The organism is Corynebacterium sp. AOP36-E1-14 (assembly GCF_052377495.1).
In the GTDB taxonomy this organism is placed as follows: domain Bacteria; phylum Actinomycetota; class Actinomycetes; order Mycobacteriales; family Mycobacteriaceae; genus Corynebacterium.
This window is the reverse complement of record NZ_JBQSWV010000085.1, coordinates 1-338: the sequence shown is the minus strand read 5'-3', so window position 1 is coordinate 338 and position 338 is coordinate 1. Positions and strand designations below refer to the sequence as shown.

At 67.8% G+C, this 338-nt stretch carries 1 pseudogene; it reads left to right on the top strand.

The annotated features are described in order from the left end of the window. A pseudogene (locus ACT3TD_RS14850) lies at nt 1-338 on the top strand (HNH endonuclease signature motif containing protein); the annotation flags it as partial.

Sequence of the window (338 nt, the reverse complement as noted above, 5' to 3'; positions counted from 1 at the left end):
GGGACATGACCACCACCGACGAGCCAGCCACTGTCGACATCGATGCCCTGCAGCGCCACATCAACATCGTCGAGATGGGCCTGATCATCCACCTGCGTCAACTACCGGCCAGCGAACGCCTCGGCGCCGCCCTGGCCCTACGCGGACGCTCCCGCAACGACGCCACCCGCTTCGCACACGCAGGCGAACTCGCCGCACGCAACCTCGAACTGTTCTGCGCCGTGGTGGCCACCGGCATCCTCGCCGCCGACCACCTCGCCCTGATCCGCCGGATGATCCACGCCCAACTATCCACCGTGCCCAAGGGTCGCCACGACGAGATCACCGCCTGCCTCGAC